We start from the raw sequence: 1,013 nt of genomic DNA, 5'->3' as shown, positions 1-1,013 counted from the left end.
GATGTGTTCGGCCGCACGGCCGAACGGCGCATGGAGCGGCAGCTGATCGCTGACTACCGCGCGATGGTCGAAGACCTGCTCGCGCGCTTCGATCGCATCGACTTCGACACCGCGCTGTCGCTGGCACGGCTGCCCGAGCAGATCCGCGGCTTCGGGCATGTGAAGGAAGAGAGCGTGGTGTCGGCGCGCGTGCGATGGGGCGCGCTGGCAAAGCAACTGGACGCGGCGCCCGCCGCCCGCGCGCGGGCCACGGAGCAGGCGCAACCCGTGGCGGCCTGAGCCAAGCGCTAGCGGCATTCGGGGGCCTTCCGGCGATCAGGGCAAAATTCTGATCGCCGCGCCGGTCGGCCCCTGTCTTCCATGCCGCCAATCACGCCCGCTCCGCCGCCACCCCCAACCCGCCCGCGCCGCCGCTACCGCGCTGCAGCCGCATGGGCGGCCGCACTCGCACTGGCGCTGCTGTTGATCGGCCTCGCAGCCCAATGGGCCGCGAACCGCGAGGCGAACTTCCAGGCCGACTCGATCCGCCGCGCCATGGAAGTCCACGTGCTGGGCCTGCGCGACGCCGCCGGCAAGTACAGCTATCTGCCGTTCACGGCGAGCCTGCATCCGGACGTGCTGGCCGCGCTGACTCATCCGCAAGACGCGGCGGTGAAGCAGCGCGCCAACCGCTACATCGAGGAAGTGAACCGCCAGGCGGGCTCCGACGTGCTCTACCTCATCGACCTGCAAGGCCTCACTCTGGCAGCCAGCAACTGGGCAACGCCGCAGACCTTCGTCGGCCAGTCGTATGCCAACCGGCCCTACTTCATCGACGCTCGCGCGGGGCACAACGGCCTGTTCTACGGCGTGGGCCAGACGACCGGCGAGCCTGGGCTCTTCATCTCGGTGCCGGTGCGGCCGGACGGCGGCGCGGTGCTGGGCGTGGTGACGGTCAAGGTCAGCCTGAGCCAGTTGCAGGAAGCCTGGACCTTCGCGCGCGACCCCATCATGCTGACCGATGCTCGCGGCAT

Annotated in this window: 2 protein-coding genes; both read left to right on the top strand. The window is 70.0% G+C overall.

Annotated elements, in window-relative coordinates:
• Positions 1-279 (top strand): DUF6537 domain-containing protein (locus ACSFA3_RS26370; RefSeq protein WP_435508243.1); only part of this gene is annotated, 279 nt, incomplete at its 5' end.
• Between the two features lie 81 nt (positions 280-360).
• On the top strand, positions 361-1,013 hold a 653-nt coding region (locus ACSFA3_RS26365; protein WP_435508242.1), incomplete at its 3' end, for a PDC sensor domain-containing protein.

Origin of the sequence: Variovorax glucosi (genome assembly GCF_051216695.1) — a bacterium.
Classification (GTDB): domain Bacteria; phylum Pseudomonadota; class Gammaproteobacteria; order Burkholderiales; family Burkholderiaceae_C; genus Variovorax.
Note: the sequence above shows the minus strand (reverse complement) of the source record. Positions and strands in the feature narration are given on the sequence as shown.